Origin of the sequence: Kribbella sp. ALI-6-A, assembly GCF_001984195.1 — a bacterium.
Classification (GTDB): Bacteria; Actinomycetota; Actinomycetes; order Propionibacteriales; family Kribbellaceae; genus Kribbella.
Map to the genome: position 1 here is coordinate 1 of NZ_MTQN01000004.1, position 20,310 is coordinate 20,310.

Annotated in this window: 20 protein-coding genes; 11 read left to right on the forward strand and 9 right to left on the reverse strand. The window is 70.0% G+C overall.

Features of this window, described 5'->3' with window-relative positions:
* On the forward strand, nucleotides 1-610 hold a 610-nt coding region (locus BWI15_RS00460), incomplete at its 5' end, for an HNH endonuclease signature motif containing protein (protein WP_143465351.1).
* A 797-nt stretch (nucleotides 611-1,407) separates the two neighbouring features.
* Here the strand turns inward: BWI15_RS00460 and BWI15_RS00465 are convergent.
* Nucleotides 1,408-2,043, reverse strand: coding sequence for an SMI1/KNR4 family protein (locus tag BWI15_RS00465; protein WP_077012236.1), 636 nt, complete (start codon nucleotides 2,041-2,043; stop codon nucleotides 1,408-1,410).
* Nucleotides 2,044-2,236: 193 nt separating this feature from the next.
* Nucleotides 2,237-3,676 carry an ethanolamine permease gene (gene eat, locus BWI15_RS00470; protein ID WP_077012237.1) on the reverse strand — a complete coding sequence of 480 codons (1,440 nt, stop codon included), beginning with the start codon at nucleotides 3,674-3,676 and terminating at the stop codon, nucleotides 2,237-2,239.
* Nucleotides 3,677-3,824: 148 nt separating this feature from the next.
* On the opposite strand from eat, the gene BWI15_RS00475 reads away from it, so the two are divergent.
* The 7 genes from BWI15_RS00475 to BWI15_RS00505 all read left to right on the forward strand — a co-directional run bounded on the left by BWI15_RS00475 (nucleotide 3,825) and on the right by BWI15_RS00505 (nucleotide 12,233).
* Nucleotides 3,825-5,189, forward strand: coding sequence for a glutamine synthetase family protein (locus BWI15_RS00475; RefSeq protein WP_077012238.1), 1,365 nt, complete (start codon nucleotides 3,825-3,827; stop codon nucleotides 5,187-5,189).
* Nucleotides 5,170-5,895, forward strand: coding sequence for a gamma-glutamyl-gamma-aminobutyrate hydrolase family protein (locus BWI15_RS00480; protein ID WP_077012239.1), 726 nt, complete (start codon nucleotides 5,170-5,172; stop codon nucleotides 5,893-5,895). The genes BWI15_RS00475 and BWI15_RS00480 overlap by 20 nt, the downstream gene beginning before the upstream one ends.
* Nucleotides 5,892-7,250 carry an aldehyde dehydrogenase family protein gene (locus tag BWI15_RS00485; RefSeq protein ID WP_077012240.1) on the forward strand — a complete coding sequence of 453 codons (1,359 nt, stop codon included), beginning with the start codon at nucleotides 5,892-5,894 and terminating at the stop codon, nucleotides 7,248-7,250. Before BWI15_RS00480 ends, BWI15_RS00485 begins: the two co-directional genes overlap by 4 nt.
* Nucleotides 7,251-8,030 carry a 3-oxoacyl-ACP reductase gene (locus BWI15_RS00490; RefSeq protein ID WP_077012241.1) on the forward strand — a complete coding sequence of 260 codons (780 nt, stop codon included), beginning with the start codon at nucleotides 7,251-7,253 and terminating at the stop codon, nucleotides 8,028-8,030.
* A gap of 88 nt (nucleotides 8,031-8,118) precedes the next feature.
* Nucleotides 8,119-8,877, forward strand: a complete 759-nt coding sequence (locus tag BWI15_RS00495; RefSeq protein ID WP_237771070.1) for a FadR/GntR family transcriptional regulator — start codon at nucleotides 8,119-8,121, stop codon at nucleotides 8,875-8,877.
* 203 nt (nucleotides 8,878-9,080) lie between these two features.
* Entirely contained in the window at nucleotides 9,081-11,852 is a 2,772-nt protein-coding gene (locus tag BWI15_RS00500) for a helix-turn-helix transcriptional regulator (RefSeq protein ID WP_077012243.1), read from the forward strand.
* A gap of 144 nt (nucleotides 11,853-11,996) precedes the next feature.
* The gene (locus BWI15_RS00505; protein WP_077012244.1) at nucleotides 11,997-12,233 is read left to right on the forward strand and encodes an SCO4848 family membrane protein; all 237 of its coding nucleotides are present in this window, start codon (nucleotides 11,997-11,999) and stop codon (nucleotides 12,231-12,233) included.
* On the opposite strand, the gene BWI15_RS00510 is transcribed toward BWI15_RS00505, so the two are convergent.
* Complete coding sequence (locus tag BWI15_RS00510) at nucleotides 12,223-13,014, reverse strand: helix-turn-helix transcriptional regulator (RefSeq protein ID WP_077012245.1); 792 nt, start codon at nucleotides 13,012-13,014, stop codon at nucleotides 12,223-12,225. The two genes, BWI15_RS00505 and BWI15_RS00510, sit on opposite strands and share 11 nt — an antisense overlap.
* 52 nt (nucleotides 13,015-13,066) lie before the next feature.
* Between BWI15_RS00510 and BWI15_RS00515 the strand changes: the two genes are divergently transcribed.
* Nucleotides 13,067-13,894, forward strand: a complete 828-nt coding sequence (locus BWI15_RS00515) for a M55 family metallopeptidase (protein ID WP_077012246.1) — start codon at nucleotides 13,067-13,069, stop codon at nucleotides 13,892-13,894.
* On the opposite strand, the gene BWI15_RS00520 is transcribed toward BWI15_RS00515, so the two are convergent.
* Complete coding sequence (locus BWI15_RS00520) at nucleotides 13,869-14,621, reverse strand: alpha/beta fold hydrolase (protein WP_077012247.1); 753 nt, start codon at nucleotides 14,619-14,621, stop codon at nucleotides 13,869-13,871. The genes BWI15_RS00515 and BWI15_RS00520 overlap by 26 nt on opposite strands.
* Before the next feature lie 64 nt (nucleotides 14,622-14,685).
* Here BWI15_RS00520 and BWI15_RS00525 point away from each other — a divergent pair, with 64 nt between their 5' ends.
* Nucleotides 14,686-15,093 (forward strand): MarR family winged helix-turn-helix transcriptional regulator, encoded by a 408-nt coding sequence (locus BWI15_RS00525; protein WP_077012248.1) that lies wholly within the window; start codon nucleotides 14,686-14,688, stop codon nucleotides 15,091-15,093.
* A 78-nt stretch (nucleotides 15,094-15,171) separates the two neighbouring features.
* Nucleotides 15,172-15,603, forward strand: a complete 432-nt coding sequence (locus BWI15_RS00530; protein ID WP_441327521.1) for a DUF2000 family protein — start codon at nucleotides 15,172-15,174, stop codon at nucleotides 15,601-15,603.
* 12 nt (nucleotides 15,604-15,615) lie between these two features.
* Here the strand turns inward: BWI15_RS00530 and BWI15_RS00535 are convergent, their stop codons facing one another.
* The 5 genes from BWI15_RS00535 to sdhA form a co-directional block, all read right to left on the reverse strand.
* Nucleotides 15,616-16,863, reverse strand: coding sequence for a hypothetical protein (locus tag BWI15_RS00535; RefSeq protein WP_077012250.1), 1,248 nt, complete (start codon nucleotides 16,861-16,863; stop codon nucleotides 15,616-15,618).
* Nucleotides 16,856-17,371, reverse strand: coding sequence for an RNA polymerase sigma factor (locus BWI15_RS00540; RefSeq protein WP_077012251.1), 516 nt, complete (start codon nucleotides 17,369-17,371; stop codon nucleotides 16,856-16,858). The genes BWI15_RS00535 and BWI15_RS00540 overlap by 8 nt, the downstream gene beginning before the upstream one ends.
* A gap of 144 nt (nucleotides 17,372-17,515) precedes the next feature.
* On the reverse strand, nucleotides 17,516-17,710 hold the full coding sequence (locus BWI15_RS00545) for a hypothetical protein (RefSeq protein WP_077012252.1): 195 nt from the start codon (nucleotides 17,708-17,710) through the stop codon (nucleotides 17,516-17,518).
* A 146-nt stretch (nucleotides 17,711-17,856) separates the two neighbouring features.
* A complete protein-coding gene (locus BWI15_RS00550; protein ID WP_077012253.1) occupies nucleotides 17,857-18,561 on the reverse strand; it encodes a succinate dehydrogenase iron-sulfur subunit in 705 nt (234 codons plus the stop codon).
* Nucleotides 18,561-20,303 (reverse strand): succinate dehydrogenase flavoprotein subunit, encoded by a 1,743-nt coding sequence (sdhA, locus tag BWI15_RS00555; protein ID WP_077012254.1) that lies wholly within the window; start codon nucleotides 20,301-20,303, stop codon nucleotides 18,561-18,563. Before sdhA ends, BWI15_RS00550 begins: the two co-directional genes overlap by 1 nt.
* Between the last annotated feature and the right edge of the window lie 7 nt (nucleotides 20,304-20,310).

Below are 20,310 nucleotides of genomic sequence, written 5' to 3' on the forward strand. Positions count from 1 at the left end.
ACACGCCGAACTCCTGCAAACCCTGATCTTCGCCGGCGCCAAACCCCACCTCGCCCCCGACGGCACCCGCGACCCCCGCAGCCGCGGCAAACGCCAAGCCGACGCCCTCACCACCATCCTCACCACCGCCGCAGCCACCGGCACCGCGGCACCCGCCCACGGCGACATCAAACCCCACATCACCGTCACCATCGACCTCAACGACCTGACCGCCGGCACCGGCGTCGGCACCCTCGCCTCCGGCGCCACCCTGTCCACCGCAACCATCCGCCGCTTGGCTTGTGACGCCGGCGTCATTCCGCTGGTGCTCGGGTCAGCGTCGGAGCCTCTCGATGTGGGCACCGAACACCGCTTCGTCACCCGCGCGATCCGCCAGGCCCTGAATGCCCGCGACCGGGGCTGCATCATCTGCCAGGCCCCACCCGCAATGTGCGAAGCCCACCACCTGATCCACTGGGCCGACGGCGGCCCGACCGACATCACCAATCTTGTCTTGCTGTGCAAGGCCCACCACATCGACGTCCACCAAGGCCACTGGACCATCACCACCCACCAAGGACGATCCCACCCCAACCGACCCGCCTGGGCCAACCCGGACAAACCCCCGTGAGATGACCACAGTGATGGACACCGGGCATCGCTTAGCGGTGCGAGTGGATGCTGCCCGAGTACCCGGGCGCAGGCAGCCATGGCTGCTCGTAGACGACGGCATGCACCTGCCGACTACCGGCTTGCCGGACCCTCAGCAGTTGCTACACGAGCTTCGGCCTGCTGTCGAGAAGGACAAGGTCGACTTCCGCCAGCCCACCCGACGGATTTGAACGCTCGAGCACTCCCTAACGGGCGCCAAAAGCGGGCGAGCTTCCACACGAGCCCGCAGTCCCAGGTACCACAATCGCCTCCTGCAGCTGCCGGATGAGCCGCGCGGCTCCGACCTACAGAAAGATGCGGCGAACATCCTGGTACCGCCGACCAACTAGCCCGGCAACCGGATCACGCTCAGTCGCTCCCGCATCTCCCGACCCGAACCCGCGCCCCGCGCCCCGCACCGTGGGATCGGCACCCGGCCACCGCACCTCGCACCCCGCACCCCGCACCTTGGGAACGGGACCTGGCCTTCGCACCCCGGACCGGCGGCTGCGACGATCTCGGGCCAGCCAGTAGCTCGTTCAATCGGTTGTCGCGCGCAAGGAGGCGATTGGTGCATCGATGGCATCGTGTCCATGGAGCGGATCAGACTCGACGAAGTCCGTACGGGCCAACATTCTTCTCGTACTCGGTAGAGCGCCGGCGATCGGCGTCGCAACGGCAGTGCGGCCGCCGCTGAGTGCTCGATCCGGTGCCCGAAGCCCGGCAGGGGCGATCGTGTCGGGCGGCCGTGTCCTTGGTCTGCAGCGAGCGACGGCCCTACACCGCAAACCACTGGAGGTAGCCGTCGTCTATCTCTGGAAGTTGCGGCGAGAGCCGCTGCGCCGGCCAAACGGCTCCACTTGAGTAGATTTGGAGGGCTGGGCGGCCGTCGACGAACGCGGCCGCGACGTCGTCGAGCATCTCGCTGACGCTGTTCCACCAGGGCGCTGATTCCCCGCCGCCCTCGGCGTCCCACTCCCAGACGCATCCGGACTGGTCGCCGTCGCGTAGATCGATATAGAGGAAGGCACCGTCACCTGCGTCTGCGATCGGCAGGAAAGTGTCCAGCCAGTCCGTTGATGGTCGCCCGGCCGGATCGCTGTCGCCTGGCCAAGGGCCGGACCCGCTGATTTGATGCTGGATCTTCTGCAGCATCTGCCGCGTCGACAGCATGTCCTTCACCGGAACGAGGTTGAAGCGGGTCGGGATGAGTGAGCCTCTGACGGCGCGGTGCTGTGTGCCGTTTGCGAGCTTGAGCAATGCGACCAGATCAGCAGGAAGTGGACGGTTGATCGCGGCTTCGAGGTAGCGAAGATCGACGACCGTAGCCGGTGGGTTGATCAAAGTAGCCGTGGCTTGATGGTGGGCGGTCAGCCAGCTGATGATCCGGCCCCAGGATGTGGCGACGTTCATGCGATCGGTCAAGGCCGGCTGTGGGTGGCGGCCGGCCAGCGGATCATCAGCGCGCGGTTCACGGGCCGAAGCTTACGCAGGTCGATGCTCGGTGTGCCCGCCTTGGTGCTGCCGCAGACGCCCGCCCGCCTCAGCCATGTGCTACCTCACTTCGTACTTCTGTCTCTCATACCCATCGTGTCATGTCCTTTTCTCACGACAGCTCCGACTCCGCCTGGGAGATGGCGGCGAACTCCTCCTCCGGGGCTGAGGCGACCAAGTGGTGGCGGCTGTAGAACCAGAAGTAGGCGAGGGCGACCAGGAACAGCGCGGCCGTGATCGCGGCGGCTTTTTCGTCGACGAAGAAGGTGGCGATGACGGCGGTGACGGCGAGGACCAGGGCCACGCCGGTGGTGACGACGCCGCCGGGGGTTCGGTACGGGCGGTCGAGGTTGGGTTCGCGGACTCTGAGCACGATGTGGGCGAGCATCATCAGCACGTAGGAGACCGTCGCGCCGAAGACCGCGATGTTGATCAGCAGGGCGCCGTCCTGGGTGATGGCGGCAAGCAGGAAGCCGATGGCGCCCGGGACGACCAGGGCCAGGTACGGCGTCTTGCGTTTGCCGGTGACCGACAGGAAGCGCGGGAGGTAACCGGCGCGGGACAACGCGAAGAGCTGGCGGGAGTAGGCGTAGACGATGGAGAAGAAGCTGGCGACCAGGCCCGCCAGGCCGACGTAGTTGACGAAGTCCGCGACCCACGGGTCACCGCCGAGGGCAGTGCGCAGGGCCAGGGGGAGCGGGTTGTCGGACTCCGCGATCACGGACGAGCCGGCGCCGCCGGCGGTGAAGACCAGCATCAGGGCGGCGAAGACGAGCAGGATGCCCATCGCGGTGATGATGCCGCGCGGCATGTCGCGGCGCGGGTCGCGGGCTTCCTCGGCGGCCAGTGGGACGCCCTCGACGGCCAGGAAGAACCAGATCCCGTAGACGAGCGCGGCCAGCACGCCGGCGTACCCGAACGGGATGAACTCGTTCGCCCCGGCGGCGTTGTTCGGCACGATGTCGAACAGCTTGTCCGCGTCGAACTGCGGGATCATCGCGATCACGAAGACGATCAGCGCGACGACGGCGATCGCGGTGATGGCCAGTGTGAGGCGCAGCGCCTCGCCGACGCCGTACAGGTGGATGCCGATGAAGATCACGTAGCAGGCCAGGTACACCGGCCAGCTCGACGTCAGCCCGAACAGCCCGAGCGCCTCGATGTACCCGCCGATGAAGGTCGCGATCGCGGCCGGCGCGATGGCGTACTCGATCAGGATCGCGGTCCCGGTGGCGAAACCGCCCAACGGCCCGAGCGCGCGCCGGGCGAAGCCGTAGCCCGCGCCCGCGACCGGGATCGCCGACGCCAGCTCGGCCAGCCCGAACACCATGCAGGTGTACATCGTGGCCATCAGCACGGTCGCGATCAGCAGACCGCCCCAGCCGCCTTCGGCCAGTCCGAAGTTCCAGCCGGCGAAGTCGCCGGAGATGACGTAGGCGACGCCGAGCCCGGCCAGCAGCACCCAGCCGGCCGCACCGCGGCGCAACTGGCGCTGTTCCAGGTACTCCTTGCCCACTTGCTGGTAGTCGACGCGCGAGGTCTTCCGGCTCATCGTGGCTCCAATGGTCTACGGGCATACCACTAGGAATGGCCCCGAGGTTCCTCGCGCGGACCGCCGCTGTCAAGGGACCGGACACATTGACATCCGCCCGGTCCCTTGCGTCAATGGACTGTCCGCAGACCAATAGACGGGAGCGACCGTGGTGCAGAGAACCGGCAAGCTGACCGTGCAGGAACTGCGGGACCTGGTCGGGCAGGGCAAGCTGGACACCGTCCTGGTCGCGATGACCGACATGCAGGGCCGCCTGCAGGGCAAGCGCTGCGGGGCGCGGTACTTCGTCGAGGAGGTGCTGCAGCACGGCACCGAGGGCTGCAACTACCTGCTCGCCGTCGATGTCGACATGAACACCGTCGACGGGTACGCGATGTCGTCGTGGGAGCGCGGGTACGGCGACCTGATGATGGCCCCTGACCTGGACACACTGCGGATGCTGCCCTGGCTGGACGGCACCGCGCTCGTGCTCTGCGACGTCCAGTGGCTCGACGGCCAACCGATGCCGGCCAGCCCGCGGCAGATCCTCAAGGCGCAGCTCGACCGTCTCGCCGAGCGCGGCCTCACGGCGTACGTCGGCACCGAGCTCGAGTTCATCGTGTTCAACGACACCTTCGAGCAGGCCTGGAACAAGTCGTACCAGAACCTCGAGCCCGCCAACCAGTACAACGTCGACTACTCCCTGCTCGGCACCGCGCGGATCGAGCCGCTGCTGCGCGACATCCGCAACTCGATGGAAGGTGCTGGCCTGTACGTCGAATCGGCCAAGGGCGAGTGCAACCTCGGCCAGCAGGAGATCGCCTTCCGGTACGACGAGGCCCTGGCGACCTGCGACAACCACTCGATCTACAAGACCGGTGCGAAGGAGATCGCGGTCAAGCACGGCAAGAGCCTGACCTTCATGGCCAAGTACGACGAACGTGAAGGCAACTCCTGCCACATCCACCTGAGCTTTCGCGGCCCGGGCGGCGAACCGGTCCTGGCCGGGGATCGCGAGCACGGCTTCAGCCGGCTGATGGAGCAGTTCATCGCCGGCCAGCTCGCGTGTCTGCCCGAGCTCACCTACCTGCTCGCGCCGAACATCAACTCCTACAAGCGTTTCCAGCCTGGCAGCTTCGCTCCGACCGCCGTCGCCTGGGGCCTGGACAACCGCACCTGCGCGCTGCGCGTCGTCGGCCACGGCCAGTCGCTGCGGGTGGAGAACCGCCTGCCCGGCGGCGACGTGAACCCGTACCTCGCGGTCGCCGCGCTGATCGCCTCCGGCCTGCACGGCATCGAGAACGAGCTCGACCTGGAGCCCTCGCTGCCCGGCAACGCCTATACCAGCGACAAACCGCACGTGCCGACCACGTTGCGCGAGGCCGCGGCGTTGTTCGGCGGCTCGAAGATCGCGCGTACGGCGTTCGGCGACGAGGTGGTCGACCACTACCTCAACGCGGCGCGGGTGGAGCTCGACGCGTACGACGCCGCCGTCACCGACTGGGAGCGCATCCGTGGCTTCGAGCGGCTCTGACCACCAGCCACGGATCGGCATCACGACCTACCTCGAGCCGACGATCTGGGGAGTCTGGGAGCGCGACGCCGCCCTGTTGCCACGCGTCTACCTGGACGCCGTGGTCGCGGCCGGCGGTGTGCCGCTGCTGCTGCCACCCGTTGGCACCGACCCGTCGATCCTCCAAATCCTGGACGGGCTGGTGATCGCGGGCGGCTGCGATGTCGACCCCACCTCGTACGGCGCGGTGCCGCACTCCGAGACCGTGGACACCCGGCCCGGCCGCGACGAGCACGAAGCGGTCCTGATCCGGGCGGCGCTCGACCAGGATCTGCCGCTCCTCGCGATCTGCCGCGGCCTGCAGATGCTCAACGTCACCCTGGGCGGCACGCTGCAACAACACCTGCCCGAAGCGGTCGGCCACGACGAGCATCGCCCGTCGCCAGCGATCTTCGGCCGCACGGACGTGAAGATCGACCCGGACACGCTGACCGCGCGGCTGTTCGGCGACCGCACGACCGTGCACTGCTATCACCATCAGGCTCTCGACGTCGTTGCACCGGGATTGCGGGTGACGGCGCGGTCGGGCGACGGCACGGTCGAGGCAGCCGAGGTCGACGGTCACGACTTCGCGCTCGGCGTGCAGTGGCATCCCGAGGAGAACCCCGACGACCTGCGGCTGTTCACCGCGCTGGTCGCTGAAGTGCTGAGGAGAAGAACCCGGTGACCTACGACGTGATCAACCCGGCCACCGAGAAGGTGGTGCGCACGGTCGAGCTCGCGGACGTCGAGCAGACCGACGCCGCGATCGCCCGCGCGGCCGAGGCGTTCGGCACCTGGCGGGCGGTCGCTCCGGCCGACCGCGGCCGGTTGCTGCGCCGGTTCGCCGACGCGGTCGACGCCGACCTGGAGAACCTGGCCGCCCTCGAGGTCGAGAACGCCGGCCACACGATCGGCAACGCCCGCTGGGAGGCCGGCAACGTGCGCGACGTGCTGCACTACTACGCGGCCGCGCCCGAACGGCTCTTCGGCCGGCAGATACCCGTTGCCGGAGGCATCGATCTGACGGTGGCCGAACCGCTCGGCGTGGTCGGCGTGATCGTGCCGTGGAACTTCCCGATGCCGATCGCCGGCTGGGGATTCGCGCCGGCGCTCGCGGCCGGCAACACCGTCGTACTGAAACCGGCCGAGCTGACCCCGTTGACCGCAATGCGGCTGGGTGAGCTCGCGCTGGAGGCCGGCCTCCCGCCGGGCGTGCTGGAGATCGTGCCGGGTGCCGGCACGGTGGTCGGGCAGCGCTTCGTCACCCACCCGGCCGTGCGCAAGGTCGTGTTCACCGGCTCGACCGGCGTCGGCAAGCAGATCATGGCGGGCTGCGCCGACCAGGTGAAACGTGTGACGCTGGAGCTCGGCGGCAAGTCCGCGAACGTGGTCTTCGCCGACGCCGATCTGGACAAGGCCGCGGCCCAGGCGCCGTACGGGGTGTTCGACAACGCCGGGCAGGACTGCTGCGCGCGGTCACGGATCCTGGTCGAGCGATCGGTGCACGACCGGTTCCTGGAGCTGCTGGAGCCGGCGGTGAAGGGCGTCCGGGTGGGCGACCCGAACGACGAGCAGACCGAGATGGGCCCGCTGATCTCGGCACAGCAGCGGGCGCGGGTCGCGTCGTACGTCGACGAAGGCGCGGTCGCGTTTCGCGGGACGGCGCCGGACGGGCCGGGGTACTGGTTCGCGCCGACCGTGCTCGCCGGGGTCGCCGACGACTCGCCGGCGCTGACCGAGGAGATCTTCGGGCCGGTCGTGGTGGTGGTCCCGTTCGACGACGAGGCCGACGCGATCCGGCGCGCGAACGAATCGCAGTACGGGCTGTCCGGGTCGATCTGGACCCGGGACGTCGGCCGCGCGCTGCGGGTCAGCCGCGGGATCGAGGCCGGCAACCTGTCGGTCAACTCGCACTCGTCGGTGCGCTACTCGACGCCGTTCGGCGGGTTCAAGCAGTCCGGGCTCGGCCGCGAGCTCGGCCCGGACGCGCTGGCCGCGTTCACCGAGACCAAGAACATCTTCATCAGCACGGAGGACTGAATGACCGACGTCAAAGCACATCGCCTGGAGGGCCGGGTCGCGGTGGTGACCGGCGGCGCCAGCGGGATCGGGCTGGCCAGCGTCCGCCGGCTGGCGGCCGAGGGCGCGCGGGTGGTGATCGGCGACCTCGACCCGGACGCCGGCAAGCGCGCGGCCGACGAGGTGGGCGGGTTGTTCGTGCCGACCGACGTGACCGACGCGCTGGCGGTGGACAACCTGTTCCAGCAGGCCTTCGACACCTACGGGTCGGTCGACATCGCCTTCAACAACGCGGGCATCTCACCGCCCGAGGACGCGTCGATCCTGGATACCGGGCTGGAGGCCTGGCGCAAGGTGCAGGAGGTCAACCTGACGTCGGTGTACCTGTGCTGCAAGGCGGCGATCCCGTACATGCAGCGCCAGGGCAAGGGGTCGATCATCAACACCGCGTCGTTCGTGGCGGTGATGGGCGCGGCGACGTCGCAGATCTCGTACTCCGCGTCGAAGGGCGGCGTGCTGGCGATGAGTCGCGAGCTGGGGGTGGAGTTCGCCCGGCAGGGGATCCGGGTGAACGCACTCTGCCCCGGGCCGGTGAACACGCCGTTGCTGCAGGAGCTGTTCGCGGCCGACCCGGAGCGGGCGCAGCGGCGGCTCGTGCACGTCCCGATGGGGCGGTTCGGCGAGCCCGAGGAGATCGCCGCGGCGGTCGCTTTCCTGGCCTCCGACGACTCGTCGTTCGTGACCGCCAACACGTTCCTGGTCGACGGCGGGATCTCCGGTGCTTATGTGACACCCCTCTGACCGCGGACTTTGTGCACCGGCCGGTCGCGAAACGGCTCGGACCACCGCTGGTCGGTGCACAAAGTCCGGGTGGGTGGCGATTTAGGGTGTGACAGGTCGGACGGGGAAGAAGGGCGGCGGCGTGGTCGAGGAGGCGCGGGCGGGTGAGGCGTTGTTCCGGCCGGTGCGGGCCGGGAACCCGTTCGAGGAGACCGTCGAGCGGCTGCTGCAGGCGATCAAGCTCGGCGTGGTCGGGCCCGGCGAGCGGTTGCCGTCCGAGCGCGACCTGGCCGCCCGGCTGAACGTCTCGCGGGTCACGCTGCGGGAGGCGATCCGCGCGCTGACCGAGGCCGGGTACGTCGAGTCCCGCCGCGGCCGGTACGGCGGGACGTTCGTCAACACCCGCCTGCCTCGCCCCAAGCGCGTCGGTGCGAAGAAGCTGGTCAGGGAGCTCGGCGACGGGCTCGAAGACGCTCTGGTGCTTCGCTCGGCCCTGGAAGTCGGTGCGGCCGACGCCGCGGCGTACCGGTCGCTCGGAGCCGAGGAGCGCGATCACCTCACGCGGTGTCTGGCCGACACCGCGGCCGCCAAGCTGACCGACTACCGGCGGATGGACTCGCGGCTGCACCTCGCGATCGCCGAGGTCAGCGGTTCGCCGTCGCTGACGTCCGCGGTCGCCGACGTCCGGATGCGCCTGAACGACCTGCTGGACGCGATCCCGCTGCTCGAACGCAACATCGTGCACTCCGACGAGCAGCACCAGGCGGTGGTCGAGGCGATCCTGGCCGGCGATCCGGAGGCGGCCCGGCACGCGATGCGCGAGCACCTGGCCGGCACCGCCGCGCTGTTGCGGGCCTTCCTGAGCTGACCCGTCCGGCGGACCGCGCGCGGGAAATCCGGCGCGACGGCCGGCGACACGCCGGAGCCGTTGGCACCAGTGGGCCAAATCAGGCGTGAACAGATGGGTAACGAAGTGGTGGCGTCCAGATATCCATGTGTGACACTCGCCGTGTCCAGTAGCACTCGACTGTGATGTCCGCGAATGTAATCCTTCGGGGAGAATGTGGATCGATGACTGACGACGAGCTGGTCGGGCGCGCCGGACTGGTCGAGCGCGCGCGGACGCAGCTCGAGACCAGTGGCTCTGTGCTGCTCTACGGCCCGACCGGGATCGGCAAGTCCGCCCTCGGCCGGGCGCTCGTCGCTGACCGGGCCCGCTCCGGCTGGCGGGTGCTGAGCGCCGCGCCGTCCCAGAGCGAGGCCGGCCTGCCGTACGTGACGCTGCTGGATCTGCTGTCCAACCAGCTCGAGCTGGCCTGGCAGGTGCTGCCCGACCACCTGCGCCAGCCGCTGGAGGTCGCGCTGCTCAAGGCGAGCGCGCCGGACACCGTCCGGGACGAGCTGGCCGTCCGCCTCGCCGTACTGCACGTCCTGCGGCGCCTGGCTGCGTCCGGGCCGGTGCTGCTCGTCGTGGACGACATCCAGTGGGTCGACCCGTCAAGTCTCGAAGTGCTGACCTTCTGCGCTCGCCGGCTGACGGACGGCGTGCACATGTTGGCGACCGAGCAGGTGGCCGACGGCGACCTCCCGGTGATGGCCGAGGCGTGCCCGGAGCCGGTGCTGCAGCTGGAGGTCCCGGCGCTGGCCGAGGCCGACGTACTGGCGCTGCTGCGCAACCGGCTGTCCAGTCCGCTCCCGGTGCGGACCGCCCGGCGCATTCACACCGCCAGCGGCGGCAACCCGTTCATGGCGCTTGAGCTTGGCCGCGCGGTACTGCGCCACCCGCAGGGCGTCTCGCCGAACGACCCGCTGCCCGTGTCGAGCCGCCTGAAGACACTGCTCGGCGACCGTCTGGCCGATCTCAGCCCAGCGACACACGAGCTGCTCCTGCACGCCGCCTCCTCGCCGCGCCCGACCACTGCTCAGCTGGCAGCTTCACTGGGCCGTCTGGTCGACGGGGAGCTCGCGGAGGCGGAAGGACTGGGGCTGATCGACGTGTCGTCGGACCGGCTGCGCTTCAGCCATCCGCTGCTGCGCGAGTTCGTGTACGCCGAGGCGACGTCCGCCGCGCGGCGGCAGGCGCACGCCCGGCTGGCCGCGGTCGTCGAGGAACCGGTCGAGAACGCCACGCACCGAGCCCTGGCGACGCAGGAGGCCGACGCGGACCTCGCAGCCGCGCTGGAAGAGGCTGGAACCACCGCCGGCGCCCGTGGAGCACTGGGCGCCGCCGCGACGCTCTGGCGCCTGGCCGCTGACAGGACTCCGGCCGACGCGCCGGACGACCGTGCCCGGCGACTGACCCGGGCCGCTGACGACGCTGCCGCTGCCGGTCACCTGGTCGAGTCGGCTGAGATGGCGCGGCTCGCCGTACAGGCCGCGACCGTGCCCGAGGTCAAGGTGCCGGCGCTGCTGTTGCTCGTCGACGCGGCCTGGTCGGAGCGCGAGCAGCGGATCGAGCTGCTCGCCGAGGCCTTCCATGCGGCCCAGGGCAACGACCGCCTCGAGGCGCAGGTCCGGATCCTGCGCAGCCACAGCGCGTACTTCGACCGGCGGCTCGACGACGCCCGCGAGGACGCGCGGATCGCCGAGGAGCTGGCCCGTCGTTGCGGCGACACCGAAGTGCTGGTCGACGCGCTGAGCGCGGCTCACCCGGTCGAGGTCGCGGTCGGTGGCGGGCAGGCCTCGGACCGGCTGCTCGGCATGGCCGGCGAGCTGGCGATCGGGCTGCCGCTGACGAAGAGCGTCGTTCACGCGCGGCAGATGGCGGCGATGCGCGAGCTGTTCCGCGGCAACACCGCGGCGGCGATCGAGGGCATCAGCACGCTTGTCGACGAGGTCCGCGACGGCGGCGCGGTGCGCTGGCTGGCCGGCATCCTGATCTCGGCGACCGCGATCTACGAGCGCAGCGGGCGCGGCGCCCAGGCGCTGTCCGCCGGGCACGAGTGTCTGCAGCTGATGCAGGACCTGGGCGACGAGCCCGAGGTCGGCATGGTGATCGCCGCCCGCGCCGAGTGGGCCGGCGGTACGGCGGCGATGGCGCGCGAGATGGCCGAGGCGTCGCTGGAAGCGGTCCGGGTGGTCGGCAACGACGAGTGGACCGGCCCGGCGCTGTCCGCGGTCGGGCTGGTCGGCGTACTGGTCGGGGATCCGCAGCGGGCGGTCGAGGCGTTCGACGCGATCGCGGACTCGGGCGAGGCCGCGATGCCGTACGACCCGGCGGTGATCCCGTGGCACGCCGACTACGCCGAGGCGCTGGTCGCGTCCGGCCGGCTGGACGACGCGGCGGCGCTGATCGCGGAGATCCGCGAACGGGCCGACACGCTGGACCGCGACGTGGTCCGGGTCGGGCTGGCGCGGTCGGAGGCGCTGCTGATCGCCAAGCAGGGCGATCCGGCGGCGGCGCTGGACCTGCTGGAGAAGACGATCGCGACCGCGGGGGACCAGGTGTACCCGCTCGACCTCGCGCGCTGCGAGCTGACCCGCGGCCGGGTCGCCCGGCAGGCGCGGCGCCGGTCGGTCGCGCGCACGGCGTTCCTGGACGCGATCGAGCAGTTCGAGCAGTACGGCGCACCCGCCTGGCGGGAGGTCGCCGAGACCGAGCTGGCCCGCCTCGACGTCCCGAGCCGCAGCCGCCAGCCGTCGGAGCTGACCGACAACGAGCTGCAGATCGTCGCGATGGTCCGCGACGGCTCCACCAACCGCGAGATCGCCGCCGCGCTCTACCTGAGCGTCAAGGCGGTCGAGTCGCAGCTCACCCGGCTCTACCGGCGCTTCGGGGTGGCCAACCGGACCCAGCTGCTGCGCACCGTCGACCGCGGCGGCACCGATCTCGCGCAAAGGTAAACCCTTGTGGTGACCCGCCGGTAGCTTGCGGGCTCTTGCCGCAGTCGTTTGCCGTGCACAACAGTCGTTCCCACGTAGAGAGCTCGCCCCTCGCTTGGGGCGGCCGGGTGAGGCGCGGCCGCCCCCTACGTGCACACTGGACAGGTGAAACTCGAACGCAAGCACGCCCTGGTGCTGATCGCGATCGCGGTCTGGAACGTCGTCACGTATGTGACCTTCATCAAGAACCTGGCCGCCACCGAAGGCCGCCCGACCGGGTACTACGTCGCCCACACGGTGCTGATCGTGGTCAACCTGTTCATCGCCGCCCTGCTCGGGACCTGGGGCGTCCGCGCCTACAAGGCGTCCCGCGAACGGCGTACCGAGGACGTCACGGTCTGACGAAGCGGCTCGGTGTCACGCCGAGCATCCGGCGGAAGTGCCGGGTCAGGTGGGACTGGTCGTAGAAGCCGGCCAGCCCGGCGACCTCCGCGGCGGGACGGCCCTCCAGCAGGTAGCGGCGGGCCAGGTCGACCCTACGGCCGGTCAGGTACCGATGCGGGGGCATGCCGTACTCCCGGCTGAACGCCCGGACCAGGTGTGCCGGGTGCGCGTGCACCAGCTTCGACGCCTCGTCCAGCGTGATTCCACCGGGCAGATGTGCGTCGAGCACCTCCCGCAGCTGGCTGGCGACTCCGGGGTCGCGGCGCTGAGGTGGTGCCGTGACCTGGCGGCGCAGGTGCTGCCGCAGGCGCTGCTCGATCAGGGTGAGCCGGCTCTCGGCCTCCAGCGGCTCCTGACCGACAGCCAGTACGCCGTGCAGCTGCTCGATGCGTCGCCGGAGCACCGGGTCGAGCAGCTCCGGCTGGTCGACAGCGGCGCCGGTCAGGTCTTCGCCCAGCCGGTCAGGCTCCAGGTAGAGCACCCGCTTGCGGAAGCCCTCCGGGCGGACGGAACGGCCGTCGTGCGGCACGTTGGGCGGCAGCAGCGAGACCTGCGCCCGGGTGAGCCCGTGCTCGCGGTGGTCCAGGTCGTACCGGACCACGCCCTCGTCGACGAGCAGCACGGTCCAGGCGTCGTGGGTGTGGCTCGGGTAGGCGTGCGACGGGAAGTAGGCGTGCAGAACCTCGACGACACCGTCCAGTTCGGGTCGCCAGGCCCTGACCTGCGCACTCGCGCTCACCCTTCAGAAGATTACGCTGCCTGCTGACGGCGACGGAGAGGGGCGGCTGCGGGTGAAGGTCTACATCAGCGCGGACATGGAGGGCGTCACCGGACTGGTCGACGCCGAGGACGTCCAGCCGCCCGGCCGCGACTACGAACGTGGTCGCGGCATGATGACCGAGGACGTGAACGCGGCAGTCCGCGGCGCGTACGCCGCCGGCGCTTCGCTCGTGCTGGTCAACGACGCCCACGGCCCGATGCGCAACCTCCTGCCCGACCTGCTGGACCCCCGCGCCCTGCTGATCAAGGGCCGCCCCAAGCCGATGGGCATGATCGAGGGTTTGACCGCCGAGTACGACGCGGTGGTGTGCGTCGGTTTCCACGCGCGCGCGGGTGTGCTCGGCGTACTCAGCCACAGCTTCATGGGCCACGAGATCGAGGACATCTGGCTCGACGACCGGGAAACGGGCGAGATTGGCATGCTGCACGCGGCGGCGGGCGCGCTCGGGGTCCCGGTCGCTGCGCTCACCGGCGACAACACGGCCTGCGCGGAGGCGGTCGCCTGGGACGCGCGGATCCGCGCGTATGCGGTCAAACAAGCCAAGGACCGCTTCGCCGCCCAACTGGTCCCGGTCGCCGATTCCCGAGCCGGCATCGAGCAAACCGTCCACGAGGCCCTGCTGGATCTCCCGAGCATCCCCACGCAGCCGGAGACCCACCGCCTGACCGTTCGTTGGCAGTCGGCCTCGGTCGCCGCCCATCTCCAGGCGATCCCCGGCGTACAGAAGACCGACGACCGCACCGTTACCACCGAAGGCGACATGCTCCACCTCTACCGCCTGTTCAACCTCTACCTCCGGGTCGCCACCGCGGTCACCTCGAACCCGCCGTACTGCTGAAGGTGCGCAGAGCGGCGATCACCTGGTCGGGAGTCTCCAGCTGGGGGAGGTGGCCGGTGTCCGGCAGGATGCGGAACTCGGCGCCGGGGATGGCTTCGGCGTACGCGCGACCGTAGTCCGGTGTGACGATGCGGTCGCTGTCGCCCCAGATCACCAGCGTCGGCACAGTGACGGCGTCGAGCCGGGACCGAAGCGTCGGGTCGACCATGGACGGCTCACCGGCGTAGACCGCCAGGGCGGCACGGTTGGCGGCCAGTTGCTCGCGCGCGGCCGGTGACAGTTGCGTGGGGTCGATCCGGAACGCGTCGGGTGCGTGGTAGCTGAGTTCCGCGATCTCGGGGAACGACAGCGCGAAGAAGTCCGCCGCGGGATGGTCCGGGACGTCGATGCCGACGGCATCGATCAGGACGAGCCCGCCGAGGCGGGCCGAGCCGAGCAGGGCCAGCTCCGCCGCGATCCAGCCGCCGATCGAACTGCCGATCACAAGGACGTCGTGCAGGCCGCGCTCGTCCAGCAGGTCGGCGTAGCCGCGGGCGAGTCCGGCGATGGTGGTCAGGTCGTCCGGCCGCGTGGTTCCGCCGAAGCCGGGATGAGTCGGTACCACGACATGTGCGGGCAACGCCGCGGCGAGCCGGGCGCCGAAGGCGTCGACGGTCTGCGGTCCGCCTCCGCCGTGCAGCAGCAGGATCGGCCGGCCGGCGCCGTACTCGGCGCAAAGGAGAGTCATATAAGGAACCTTAGATCAGGAAGCTTATATAAGCAACGGTAGACTTCTCCGCTACGATGCCCAGGTGGAAGCCTCCGTGCAGGACGTCGGCATCGCGGTGAAGCGCCTGCAGTGGCGGCATCACACCGAGGCGAGCAAGGCGCTCGCACAGCTCGGGGTGTCGTTGCCACAGTGGGACGTACTGCGGCGCCTGCACGAGCGCCCCGACGCGTCGCTGCACGAGCTGGCTCAGCTCACCTTCCAGACCGACCAGTCGATGGGCTCGCTCGCCACCCGGATGGTTGCTCGCGGGCTGATCGAGCGGGTGGAAGGGCCCGGTCGCGCGGTCCGGCACCGGCTCACCCCGGAGGGTGAGCGCATCCGCAAGGCAGGCGAACCGATCCTCGACACCGTGCTGACCGCCTCGGTGGGCGCGCTGTCCCGGTCCGAGCGCGCAACTCTCCTGGAGCTGCTCCACAAAGCCGGCGGCTGAAACCCGAGAGCGCTCCCGCGTCCGACAGGTCAAGAACGTACAAGACCGGCGGGTGGCGCGGCGGCGACGATGGACGGCGTGGAGAACGAGAACGAACAGATCAGATTCGACACCAAGATCGCTGTGCTGCTGCGGGACGATCTGGCGACCTGGCAGCGGTTGAACGTGACGGCGTTCCTGGTGTCCGGGCTTGCGGCGACGCAGCCGGAGTTGATCGGGCTGCCGTACGAGGATGCCGACGGTACGACGTACCTGCCGATGTTCCGGCAACCGGTGCTGGTGTTCGAGGGGTCCAAGGAGCAGATGGCGACCTCCCACACCCGCGTGCTCGGCCGGCAGCTTCCGCACTCGATCTTCACCGCGGACTTGTTTGCTACTGGCAACGACCGCGACAACCGCGCGGCGGTCAAGGCGGTCGGGCAGGGCCAGCTCGATCTGGTCGGGCTGGCCCTGCACGGACCGAAGAACGCGGTGGACAAGGTGCTCAAGGGGTCGCGGATGCACCCCTGAGCGTCAGCAGACTCAGCGGGGCTCGATCTCCCGCCAGTGCAGACCCCGGTCGACGCTCGTCGCGACCTTCGTCACCGCGGAACCCCGCAGCACCTGGCCGTAGAGCAGCTTCCCGTCGCCGGCGAGTTCCTCCAGGCCGGGATGCCCGGGCGACAACTGCGTCGCCTTCCCGTCGGCCAGCCGGTACAGCGCTGTCTGGCCTTGCTTCGACACCCCGAGCATCACCGCGGTCCCGTCGTTGAACGCGACCGGCCCGCCGCCGCGCGCCCACGGCCGGTCGGCGACGCTCGTCCACGTCGATCCGCGATCGGTCGACATCTTCAGCGTCCCGATCGCCTCGGCGGTGGCGCCATCCACCCAGGAGCTCGCCACCACGGTCGAGCCGTCCGGGCTGACCGCGATCCGGCTGCCCGGGTTGGCCGGGTCGAGCAGTGTCCGGTTCCAGGTCCGGCCGTCGTCGGTCCAGGCGATCTCGCTGCGGGATCCGCTCACGACGTCGCCGGCCACCACCCACCATCGCCCGGTCTCGTCCCGAACCGGCGACCGCGGGTGATCCAGCCCGGCCACGTCGAGCCTGCGCAGGGTGGCGTCCGCGACGTTCAGCACCAGCAGGGTGGTGCCGACGGCTACCCGATCCAGGAGGATCTCCCCGGCGGTGAAGGTGCTGGTGGGCGGCGCGTACTGCAGCGGCGTTTCCACCTTGCCCTTCGAGGTCAGCCGGACCAGCACAGCGTCAGCCCACGTACGGTCGTCGGCCGAGAACCCCTCGCCCGACGGCCCCGCCACCGCGATCGCCTCGTCGCCGACTTGCAAGGTCGCGTACGGCGCTCGCCGAGCCGGCGCGATCACCTTCGCCCCGTCCCGGCTGAGCACGGCGGCGTACTGGCACGGAGCCGTCGCGCACGAAGCCCAGGCCGCCGCCCAGCGCGAGGGCGTCGCGAACATCATCGAGCGCACCTCCGCATCCTGAGCCCGCACCACCGAATCCCCCGACTGCTCCGGCGGCACGAGCGGCTCGATCGACCCCGGCGCCGGAGCAGTGGGCACAGTCGCAACCGGCGGCACCTGCTCGGTTCCGGCCTTCTCCCCGAGCGGTAGCAGCGTCACCAGTACGGCGACCACCATGGCCGCCGCGACACCAGCGCCGGCAAGCGCCTGACGCCGACGCCGACGGCGGACACCGCGTCGCTCGAGCTGTTCGAACGGCGGCGGCTGGACGGTCTGCTGAACCGACCACGACAGGTTCTTCAGGTCAGACATGGTCGACCTCCTCGACATCCTCCGCGAATTCACGAACCAGCGGGGCGAGCCTGGCCCGCCCACGCGCCAGCCGGGCCTTCACCGTGCCCTCCGGCACGCCCAGCTGCAGTGCCACCTCCCGCACCGGCAGGTCGACGATGTGGTGCAGCGTGATCGCCTCGCGCTGCTCCAGCGGCAGCTGCCGCAGCGCCGCCACGAGCGTGACGTGATCAGGCGACAGCCCCGGTACGGCGTCAGCCGGCGTCGAGGCGGCCGCCGTCCTCAGCAGCCCGCGGTACCGAGTCAGCCGGCGGAACCGGCGCCGCACCACGTTCAGCGCCACGGTGCGCAGCCAGGCCTCCGGGTTGTCCACCTGGGCGAACCGGCGCGGCTTCTCCACCGCCCGCACGAACGCCTCCTGGACGGCGTCCTCGGCCTCGCCGAGATTGCCGCAGATCGCGTACAGCTGCGCGACCAGCCGGCGGTAGCAACCGTCGTACAGGTCGCGCAGGGACTCGTCCTGTGCCATCCACCCTCCCCGGGCTCGTACTCACGCCTCGAACGACTCCTGAGCGTGGGTGGTTGGTTGCACCCGGACCTGGTTGTGACCTGGATCACCGCCAGAACGCAAACGACGGCCCCCGGAAAACCGGGGGCCGTCGAAGAAGATCGGTCAGAGGAACGTGCCGAGGCCGAACGCGGTCAGCGACAGGGCCAGGGCGACAGCGGCGGTGACGGCTTCGGCGCGGTCGCGCCGGGTGAGCCGGAGCCAGCCGAGGCGGGGGCGGTCGACGAGCGCGTAGAGCGCGGCGCGGGCCGCGGGCGGCTGGTCGACGGGGAGTTGCGGAGCTTCGAGAGTGCTGAGCACGGGAAAATGCCTTTCCCAACAAGTTGCTGCGGGCGACGGTCTGTACCCGACAGGAGATGGTCTCCACTTCGGGCCGGCCGCAAACCCCCGGACGCGAAAACGCCCCAGGACCCGCCGGGGACCTGGGGCGTTCGGTACGCCGGGGCTCAGACGCGCCGGAAGATCAGCGCGCGCTTGACCTCCTGGATCGCCTTGGTGACCTCGATGCCGCGCGGGCAGGCGTCGGTGCAGTTGAAGGTGGTCCGGCAGCGCCAGACGCCCTCCTTGTCGTTCAGGATCTCCAGCCGCTGCTCGGTGCCCTCGTCGCGGCTGTCGAAGATGAACCGGTGCGCGCCGACGATCGCCTGCGGGCCGAAGTACTGGCCGTCGGACCAGAACACCGGGCAGGACGTCGTACAGGCGGCGCACAGGATGCACTTGGTGGTGTCGTCGAAGCGCTCCCGGTCGGCCTGGGACTGGATCCGCTCCCGGCTCGGCTCGTGGCCGTCTGTGACCAGGAACGGCATCACCGAGCGGTAGGCGTCGAAGAACGGCTCCATGTCGACGACCAGGTCCTTGAGCACCGGCAGGCCCTTGATCGGCTCGACGGTGATCTCCCTGTCCGGGTTCAGGTCCTTGATCAGCGTCTTGCAGGCCAGCCGGTTACGGCCGTTGATCCGCATCGCGTCCGACCCGCAGACCCCGTGCGCGCAGGACCGCCGGAACGTCAGCGTGCCGTCCTGCTCCCACTTGATCTTGTGCAGCGCGTCCAGGACCCGGTCGGTCGGCTGCAGGGTGACCGCGTAGGTCACCCACTCGGCGTCCTCGGTGACCTCCGGGTTGTACCGCAGGATCTTGACCTTGACGTCCATCAGTACTTGCGCTCCATCGGCTTGTAGCGGGTCTGGACGACCGGCTTGTAGTCCAGCCGGATGTTGACGTTGCCCTCGGCATCGACTTCGCGGTAGGCCATCGTGTGCCGCATGAAGTTCACGTCGTCGCGCTTGTCGTAGTCCTCGCGGAAGTGCCCGCCGCGCGACTCCTTGCGCTCCAGCGCCGAGACCACCAGCACCTCGGCCAGGTCGATCAGGAAGCCGAGCTCGACCGCCTCGAGCAGGTCGGTGTTGAACCGCTTGCCCTTGTCCTGGACGGCGACGTTCGCGAAGCGGCTCTTCAGCGCCTCGATGTCGACCAGTGCCTGCTTCAGCGAGCCCTCGGTCCGGTACACCTGCGCGTTCAGGTCCATCGTGGCCTGCAAGTCGGCCCGGATCGCGGCCACCCGCTCGCTGCCGGTGGCGTTGCGCAGGCCCTCGACCAGCTCGACGACGAACTCCTCGGGCCGCTCCGGCAGCTCCTCGAACTCGGCTGTCTCGGCGTACTCCGCCGCCGCGATGCCGGCCCGGCGGCCGAACACGTTGATGTCGAGCAGCGAGTTCGTGCCCAGCCGGTTGGCGCCGTGCACGGACACGCAGGCGACCTCGCCGGCGGCGTACAGGCCGGGGATGACGTCGTCGTTGTTGGCCAGCGCCTCGCCCCGGATGTTGGTCGGGATGCCGCCCATCGCGTAGTGCGCGGTCGGGAAGACCGGGATCTGCTCGGTGTACGGCTCGACGCCGAGATAGGTCCGGGCGAACTCGGTGATGTCCGGCAGCTTCGCGTCGATGTGCGCGGGCTCCAGGTGGGTCAGGTCGAGCATCACGTACGCGCCGTCGGGACCGCAGCCGCGGCCCTCACGAACCTCGTTGGCCATCGCCCGGGCGACCATGTCGCGCGGGGCCAGGTCCTTCACGGTCGGGGCGTAGCGCTCCATGAAGCGCTCGTTGTCCTTGTTGCGCAGGATGCCGCCCTCGCCGCGGGCGGCCTCCGACAGCAGTACGCCGAGGCCGGCCAGGCCGGTCGGGTGGAACTGGAAGAACTCCATGTCCTCCAGCGGCAGGCCCTTGCGCCACACGATGCCCATGCCGTCGCCGGTCAGGGTGTGCGCGTTCGAGGTGGTCCGGAAGACCTTGCCGAAGCCGCCGGAGGCGAACACGATCGACTTGGCCGAGAAGATGTGCAGCTCGCCGGTGGCCAGCTCGTAGGCGACCACACCGGTCGCCTTGCCGGCCACCATCAGCAGGTCGAGCACGTAGAACTCGTTGAAGAACTCGACGTTCTGCTTGATGCACTGCTGGTACAGCGTCTGCAGGATCATGTGGCCGGTGCGGTCCGCGGCGAAGCAGGACCGCCGGACGACGGCCTCACCGTGGTTGCGGGTGTGACCGCCGAAGAAGCGCTGGTCGATCTTGCCCTCGGCCGTCCGGTTGAACGGCAGGCCCATCTTCTCCAGGTCCAGGACCGCGTCGACGGCCTCGCGGCACATCACCTCCGCGGCGTCCTGGTCGACCAGGAAGTCACCACCCTTGACCGTGTCGAAGGTGTGCCACTCCCAGTTGTCCTCCTCGACGTTGGCCAGCGCGGCGCACATGCCGCCCTGGGCCGCGCCGGTGTGCGACCGGGTCGGGTAGAGCTTGGTGAGCACGGCGGTCCGGGTCCGCTTGCTGGACTCCAGGGCCGCGCGCATACCCGCTCCGCCCGCGCCGACGATCACTACGTCGTACTGATGGCGCTGCATATGAAGA

What these genes read in the sequence shown, in the direction of transcription:
- BWI15_RS00465 (WP_077012236.1), bottom strand. Translation starts at nt 2,043, where the DNA reads ATGAACGTCGCCACATCCTGGGGCCGGATCATCAGCTGGCTGACCGCC.
- BWI15_RS00520 (WP_077012247.1), bottom strand. Translation starts at nt 14,621, where the DNA reads ATGACTCTCCTTTGCGCCGAGTACGGCGCCGGCCGGCCGATCCTGCTG.
- eat (WP_077012237.1), bottom strand. Translation starts at nt 3,676, where the DNA reads ATGAGCCGGAAGACCTCGCGCGTCGACTACCAGCAAGTGGGCAAGGAG.
- BWI15_RS00535 (WP_077012250.1), bottom strand. Translation starts at nt 16,863, where the DNA reads ATGTCTGACCTGAAGAACCTGTCGTGGTCGGTTCAGCAGACCGTCCAG.
- BWI15_RS00540 (WP_077012251.1), bottom strand. Translation starts at nt 17,371, where the DNA reads ATGGCACAGGACGAGTCCCTGCGCGACCTGTACGACGGTTGCTACCGC.
- sdhA (WP_077012254.1), bottom strand. Translation starts at nt 20,303, where the DNA reads ATGCAGCGCCATCAGTACGACGTAGTGATCGTCGGCGCGGGCGGAGCG.
- BWI15_RS00490 (WP_077012241.1), top strand. Translation starts at nt 7,251, where the DNA reads ATGACCGACGTCAAAGCACATCGCCTGGAGGGCCGGGTCGCGGTGGTG.
- BWI15_RS00550 (WP_077012253.1), bottom strand. Translation starts at nt 18,561, where the DNA reads ATGGACGTCAAGGTCAAGATCCTGCGGTACAACCCGGAGGTCACCGAG.
- BWI15_RS00500 (WP_077012243.1), top strand. Translation starts at nt 9,081, where the DNA reads ATGACTGACGACGAGCTGGTCGGGCGCGCCGGACTGGTCGAGCGCGCG.